Source organism: Paenibacillus sp. MZ03-122A (assembly GCF_024213325.1).
GTDB classification, from domain to species: Bacteria; Bacillota; Bacilli; order Paenibacillales; family Paenibacillaceae; genus Paenibacillus; species Paenibacillus polymyxa_B.
Genome location: NZ_JANAVI010000014.1, coordinates 101,966 through 109,670, shown reverse-complemented (window position 1 = coordinate 109,670; position 7,705 = coordinate 101,966). Strand labels below are relative to the sequence as shown.

Here is a 7,705-nt window from a genome sequence, read left to right as displayed (position 1 = left end):
GAGCCCGGTACAATACCGAGCTCATGCCCAACTGGTTGCATAAAAATAGTTGTCTAACTTTAAGGGGTCACTTCAGTTGCTGGCTGCTTTTTTTGTTAACTACGTCTAGGCTGCGTTCGGTACGAACTTAACCAATAACGACAAACGAGGATACGCCAGCAGGTACGGATCTAACGCGGAATAATACTCCATCATCTCTAAAAGTACGCAGAATATAAGGCTGGTTCGTAGGTGTGCGGACTCTGCTGAATCGGGCAGTACCAAAGCGGTCGAAGCCTGCAGCTTGCACAAAGGTTCCATCTAAACGGCGCAGTGTTGCGAAAAATCCAGACGTGTTAAAAGGCACACCATCATTGTTAGCCCAAATGACTGTAAAACGGCGCAGAGTTTGTGTAGGGCTCACATTGCGATATCTCGTAACAGGAACCTTTCTGCCCGTAGATTTCAATGTTTGCGGAGGACGAATGGCCACTTCAAATCAACTCCTTTGTTGTGATGAGATAGTAAATGCACACAAAGGAGTTTTGGATTGTGTTATAAACTACGACTTCTTATAAATAGGTATATACCGAACTCAAAATGACACTCCATGTACATTATCGTTCGATTCGGGACCTCATCATGCCCAATCGCGCCGTAGCGTAAAGAGGTCTTTTAACGCGTCTGTAGACAGCTCAGTAATCCAGCCCTCGGTACTGGTTATGATCTGGTCGCTAAGCTGCTGCTTGCTTTCCAGCATTTCATCAATGCGTTCCTCCAGCGTGCCCAACGAGATAAATTTGTGCACCTGTACATCCTTCGTTTGTCCCATCCGGTAGGCTCGGTCTGTGGCCTGATTTTCAACAGCTGGATTCCACCAGCGATCAAAGTGAAAGACGTGGTTGGCGGCCGTCAGATTCAGACCCACCCCCCCGGCTTTGAGCGACAAAATAAACACGGACGGCTGCTCGGCAGGGGGGAGCGTGTGAGATTGGAATTGATCAATCATTCGGTCACGCGCAGTTTTGGATGTGCTACCGTTCAGATAGAGCACAGGCTCTTGCAGCTCCTGAGCGAGTACCCGCTGAAGCATCTGTCCCATACCAATATACTGTGTAAAAATAAGGCAGCGCTCGCCCTCCTCCCGCAGTTCCTTGACCATAGCCAGAATGCGCTCCAGCTTGGATGAACGGCTAATGACCGCTTCAAGATCGGACTGACTATAACCGGAATCCGCGGTATCTGGGAGCGCCTCCTTCGTTAAGAGGGCAGGATGGTCACAAAGCTGCTTCAACTGGGTAAGGGCGGATAAAATGGCCCCTTTCCGTTCAATCCCTTCCAGCTTCTGCATCCGTTCCATCAACTCTTTGACAATCTGGTCATAGAGCGCGCCCTGCTCCGAGGTCAGATGAATGTACGTTTTCATCTCATTCTTGTCAGGCAAATCAAGCTGTATAGCTGGGTCCTTCTTCTTGCGTCGCAGCATGAAGGGCTGAACCAGCTTTTGCAAATCTAACGTGCGCTGCTCGTTATGTTCCTTCTCAATAGCATTAATGAAGCGATTGCTAAAGGCGCGTGAGCTGCCCAGATAACCTGGGTTGATAAAATCATAAATGGACCATAGCTCGGACAACCGATTTTCAATAGGTGTCCCGGTCAACGCGATCCGATGACGTGCAGGAAAGCTGCGCACGGCTGTGGATTGCTTGGTTTGCGCATTTTTAATGTTTTGCGCTTCATCCAGGCAGACTGAATCCCAAGTCATGCTTTGTAGCAGCTCTTGATCCAGGGTTGCCGTAGCGAAGGAGGTCAGGATGACATCGGCCTGCTCGACTTCTTCGCGGAACAAGTCTCCCTGCTCCCGCTTGCTTCCATAGTGCAGCATCACCCTCAGCGAAGGGGCGAAGCGGCTGAGTTCCTTCTGCCAGTTGCCCAGCACCGAAGTCGGGCAAATCAGCAGCGAGCTGGAACGGACGCCCGTCTCGGCGGCAATATCCTGTAGGTGCAGTAAATAAGTAATAAACTGCACTGTTTTACCGAGCCCCATGTCATCGGCGAGACAGGCACCCAGTCCAAAACGCCGTAAAAAGGCAAGCCATGCATACCCGTCCCGCTGATACGTCCGCAGCTCGGCTTGCAGCCCGTCCGGCACGTCCAATGCAGGCCATTCCGACTGCCGTCCGAGCTGGCTGATCAGCTTCAGCAGATGGGCATTCAGCTCGACTTCCAGTCGAAAGCGTGCCGCCTCTTCCGGCTGCTCGCCCGAGGCGTCTCCTTCAGGCTCGTCGGCGTTGCCGAGCAGATGTAGCTGCAGGATGTCCTGAAAGGACAATCCCTGAGCGCTGTCGATCCCGGCCATGGCCCGGCGGATCTGCGCCAGCAGCGCGGGGTCGAGCGCGATCCATTGCCCGCGGAAGCGCACCAAGCGCTCGTTGCGAGCGACCAGCTCGGCGAATTCCGACTCGCTCAGATCGGCATCGCCAATGGCAACACGCCAATCGAACTGGACAATCGAGTCCAGTCCGAACAGCGAGCTGCCCTTCGTGCGCTCTCCCGCCCCTTCGCCTGGGCGTACCTTGGCCCGCAGCTTCGGCTTCTTGCGGGTAGCTGCCTCCCACCAAGCCGGGAGCAGCACTTGCCAACCGCTTTCTAGCAGACGTTGGCTGTCGGTCGTCAGAAATTGCCACGCCGCTTCGTCGGAGAGCGGGCGATTCAGCACGTCATCGCGGCTTCCGGCACGCTGCCCGGCAGGCAAAATCGAGGTCAAGCGTTCTAGCCACCCGGCTGAGCGCTCACGGACATGTGCTGTCCAGGCATCGGGCCATGAGCCGGATGCGTACCCATCATCGGCGAGCTGTACAGACACCAGCAACGCCGGGTCTTGCTTGTCCTGCAACACAAGCTTGAGCTGCCAGGACGGTTCATCGTCCTCCAGCTCTGGCTCCAGCAGTTGCAGAAGCGGCCGAAATGGCGCGGTATCGGCTTTCCAGCCGATGGCGATGAGCCAGGCCCGCGCGTCTAGACCCGCCGCCGGGCGATTGGGAGCGAAGAGAATTGGATATTCTCTTCGCAAATCGGCGGCTTCCGCTTCAGTGCCGTACCAGCGCTGAAATACGGCAGCCGAGAACGCCGCTATCAGCCCATCCTGCTCGTCCTTCTCCAAGCTGCCTAGCAAAGCAAGCTCTGCCGGTTGGATGTTTTCCAGTGCTTCCGCATCCCACATCCATTGCAGCTTCCCTGCCTGGAATGCCGTGAAGCTGGGCACATATGCTTTCGCTTCAATACAGTGAGCAAGTAAAGGGATCAGCCGAAGCCACGGGGCATGGGCCTCGTCCCAGATCCATTCGATATGCTTTAGAAGCTCGCGCTCTGCCAGAAAAGGAATCACCTGCTCCGAAGGCAGCAGGATAATATCCGTGTCTTGAACATGTTGAATCTCCAGCTCGGTGCCATAAAACGAAGCCTCATGCCAAGCAAACAAACGCTGCTTCAGAATTTGGCCGGAAATGCTATAGTTCATGGAGGAATCGCCATAGATCAGCGCGTCTCCATAGGTAGTTAATTGGATATGCACGGTAATCGTTTCGGTATATTGACTCATGATAACAATTTCCCTTTCCGCAATTCCTCCTGTAGCGCCCGCAGACGGCTATGACGGCTGGTGAAGGTCGTGAAGAACAGCTCCCAGCGTGATTCTTGCTTCATTTTCTTGTACAGCTTGAACAGTCGCTTTAACAGCTTGACTGCTGCTTTATAGCTGGCCCTGTTTTTTTCTAGCACATAACGTTCTACCGCTTGATGGTAAAAGGGGAGTAGTAACTCAGGCGCGTTCTTTTCAATGGGCTGTAACACGCTCACTCGAAAACTCAATGGTTCACTGCGTATGCTTAGCTGATAGTCGATCCATGGCCGCCATTTTTCGTGGGCAAGGAGCGCCTCTTCATACATTCCTCCGGCAAATGGAAGCATACCCACCAGCGTGTCCCACATGTCCTGCTCCGCTTCTGGAAGGTGCTGCAAAACCACATCCCAATCATGCATATAATCCTGTAAATGGTCATCCCGATGACTGTGAAGCAGGGGACCGATATGCTGCAGTCCGTCCTTGAGACGTGCCCAATCCTCGGCTTTACGCAACGCCTGTAAGAACAAAAGCAATTGGTTGGAAGAGATTTTTAGTGGAAAAGCTCGTTCCGCTTCCTGAAGAAGTACCCAGGCTTCATTATCCTGCGATTGGTAAATATGCATCCAGCTACGAGCCAACATCCACGGAAGCCGTGCTAAAGTTGTGCCGAGATCCTCCTCAGCCGCCTGTAAATGTTGTAATTCCTCCGTATATATGCTGGAGTCCTGTCTTTCGGGGTGCACCCAGTACAGCCAAAACTGATAATACGTGTCTGAAAAATAAGTACCGTTACGCGATTCTGTCAGCATTTTTCGGCGCAAATAGGCTAAGGTTTCTGCGATACGGGCTTCTTGCATCGGTTCATCGGTCAGCTCCAGCGGGCTTTCAAAATCACGCTCGATAGCTTCTTTAAGCTCATCGGCGGCGATTTGCGTGTAATACCCCATATAGGTATGAGAGGGATAGCCCGGCATGGGAGACTGAGGCACCAGCTTTTCCAGCACACGCAGATGAGCATGCAGTCCGTATAGCTGTTGCATGCCGAGTGAAAGCGGTGGCTTCACAGCATAGATCGAGGCTAAAGCGCTTTGGACATATTGGGAATTTTGTGTGTTCACACGGTTAAGGGCGATACACTGATCGAACAGATCATGCCACTCTGAAATGGCCATATCTGGTATCTTGCTTGCTGTTTTACTGAGAGCGTTTCTTGTTGCTTCCTTGTGATCCGGTGAAAGATTCGACGGAGAAGGAGGTGTGGTACGCGTATCAGCTTTTGCTGCCAATCGGGTGAATCCCGCCGAATGAGCGTTCACTAAAGCATGTACAGAACGTTCCTGTTCATTCGCGTAATTCAGTAGTACGGCGATCATATGCTTGCAGTTGGTGTGGACAGGGCATGTACATCTGCTGGCAGCAAAAGCACTCAAGTGAAGATCCACCTCGTATAGCTCGCTTCCATCCACGACAGCTGCGATATGGTCGGCATCAGGCATTGTGAATTCTTTTACCTTTCCCTGCTTAAAATATTGAAAGCCTCGTTTGATCGTCACGTCATTAAAATGGTCAGACACGTTTTGAATAAGCTGTTGCCACTGTATATCATTCATAAGATAGGTTGGTTTCATATGCATTAGTCTCCTAAGAGAGAATAGTTGATCGGGTAGTAGCTTAACTCTTCCATTATATCAGTTCACGAATATAAATTGAGTGGAGGGAGAATTGGAAAATTTCGAAGAATATCCGCCGGATAAAGGCAAAAAGCCCCCTTACTCTATAGCGTAAGGAGACTTGAGTCATCGGGCAGGAATGGGGGGCTATCCTCTACTGTTTCCCATCCGGATTCTCCACTCGGCGGAAGACCAAGGAGATGACAAGAAGTACCAAGGGGACTGCCGCGCATATAATAATGCCAAAGTAACCTGTTATTTTATCGAAATTGCCTATTTCAATAAAACTTTGGGGATACATGCTCAGGGTAAATAATAAAATTAACGGGAGATAACAGATATACTTGTTCCACTTTTGGGTGAGTTGGCTGATTCCCGTTACAATATAGAAATAATAATTCGAGGCGGTCATGAAAATTTTGATCGTCCACAAAATGATAAATAATATTTCAAATCGTTCCAGGAATGCGCCGGGGAATTCAATTTGCTGTGCAAAAGAAACGACCGGCCATTGCAATCGGGAAACTTCTTCAACTGACATACAGCCAACGACCATCGTTACCATCAAGAGATACAAACCCATTGCAATCGAGTAGCCGATCCAGCCAGCCTTCCACGCCTTTTGTGGATTGGCCATAACATTTGTTAATATGAGCACCGATTCAAAACCCATTGCCGAAAAAGGTACAACTTTAAGAGATTGGAAGATCGGGCCCCATCCTTTATGAAAAACAGGGCGCAAATTATCGATGTCAAAATGATTGATATTGAAAACGATCAACAATAAAAAAACAATAAGGGTTAAAGGAAAAAAAAGCTCGATCAATCGAACCATTGCATGGAGACCACCCCAGGTCAAATACCCAATAAGCAGAAGAAACGGAAAAATAATCATGCTTATTGGCGTTCTCTCCAATGCAAGGCCCTTGAGGAATTCCGCCATCATTCTGCATACAAGCGAGCAGATCATCATGCAATATACAATAAATGCGATATTGATGATTTGGCCGATGAATTTACCTGCGATCACAGGATTAAACTCATAGAACGTCTTCCCTGGAAATCGTCGACACAATTTAACATGGATAAAAATGACGCCTATCCCAAGCAGACTTGCCAGCAAAAGTCCCTGCCACACGTCGGGCGTTTGCGTCTGCTCCGCAATGGTTCTTGGTAAACTGACAATACCCACAGCATACACGGTCGAAGTGACGGTAAATAAGGCTTGCAGAGTAGATATTTTTTCCTGTTTCATGGAAGGTATATTGGACATTACGCGCCCTCTCCTTTTGTATAAGCACCTGTCCGTTCGATCTGTACTTTAGCCTGAACGTCGATCGGTATTTGACTGAATGTATCTTGCCAATTTTCCTTTACCCGATCCCAGTAATCGGGATAGTTCACTTTTACTTTTGTGCCAAAACCGACTACATCTGCTCTCATTTCTTTCTGGAGCGTGTTTAACGATAGGGATACTGTTTGTCTGATTTCATCTTGCGCCGCTTCTTTAGCGGTTTGGATGAATGATTCCTTCAGGAAGTCTACAGAATTATCCGAGCTTTCGTTTAGTTTGATATCTGCTTTAATACGAACTGTGAATGAGAGATCCTGCCCGTTGAGGTGGGGGATAAGTTTTGTATGGACATCTTCGACTTCAAACACCATGGATTGTTCCGATTTTGGGCCTTCAGTTCTAATAATTGAACCCTTCGTTTTTCCCAGCATCCAGTTGATCCCGATAACATCCTCTTCGTCTAGCCAATAAGCAAATTTCTTCGTTCTGCCGCTGACCAAAGCTGCGCCTGAGAAGTGGTTGCCTTCATTGGTTTCTAGGCATTGAATGACGAAGTCAGATCCTTGTGAAATATGTGTAGAAATTTCCCCCAATGTTATTCTATAGGGTATTTTGGAGTTGAAATCGCTATTTTTAGCCAATGCTTCAAGGTCAATGGAAGGTATCTCTTTATGTTTGCCGATCTTATTGAGCGCTTCTTTCGCACTGCCTTTAACGATCATAACAAGTGATTTTCGACTCGGTTTATAAGAGCGAGTAAACGTATCTAACAATTGGTCGATTCTTGTTTTTTGTATAGCTTGGTCACTAATCAAAATCAAGCGAATAAAACTATATAAAGGAGCACGGGATACCAGCTTGGCCTGTTCCCTTGAAGCAGATTGAATGGAATTTTTGTTAAAGGTTGTTACGTTACTATACATATTTTTTCTGGATTTCTGCGCTATTAAATGCTGGTAGGTAAGCTCCAGCATTTCCTGCTCATCTGTATCAATGGCGACGCCTTGAATGATACTCAAGTTATCGATCTCTCTGCTGTCCCAACAACCAGTGAGGAGAGCACATGCGATCCATACGACGACGCATTTTTGCACCCGTAGGGTTCGACGAAACAGAAAGATGTAAGAGATCATGGGC

At 49.0% G+C, this 7,705-nt stretch carries 5 protein-coding genes; all 5 read right to left on the bottom strand.

Translation table 11 applies throughout. From position 1 onward, the window contains the following. Positions 1-127: 127 nt before the first annotated feature. The gene (locus NLX74_RS21875) at positions 128-472 is read right to left on the bottom strand and encodes a hypothetical protein (protein WP_069290836.1); all 345 of its coding nucleotides are present in this window, start codon (positions 470-472) and stop codon (positions 128-130) included. Positions 473-619: 147 nt separating this feature from the next. After that, a complete protein-coding gene (locus NLX74_RS21870; RefSeq protein ID WP_254330145.1) occupies positions 620-3,580 on the bottom strand; it encodes a DEAD/DEAH box helicase in 2,961 nt (986 codons plus the stop codon). Next, positions 3,577-5,232, bottom strand: a complete 1,656-nt coding sequence (locus NLX74_RS21865) for an SWIM zinc finger family protein (RefSeq protein ID WP_254330143.1) — start codon at positions 5,230-5,232, stop codon at positions 3,577-3,579. Before NLX74_RS21865 ends, NLX74_RS21870 begins: the two co-directional genes overlap by 4 nt. A 196-nt stretch (positions 5,233-5,428) precedes the next feature. Then, positions 5,429-6,547 (bottom strand): GerAB/ArcD/ProY family transporter, encoded by a 1,119-nt coding sequence (locus NLX74_RS21860; protein WP_254330141.1) that lies wholly within the window; start codon positions 6,545-6,547, stop codon positions 5,429-5,431. Further along, a complete protein-coding gene (locus NLX74_RS21855) occupies positions 6,547-7,701 on the bottom strand; it encodes a Ger(x)C family spore germination protein (protein ID WP_254330140.1) in 1,155 nt (384 codons plus the stop codon). Before NLX74_RS21855 ends, NLX74_RS21860 begins: the two co-directional genes overlap by 1 nt. Positions 7,702-7,705 lie beyond the last annotated feature (4 nt).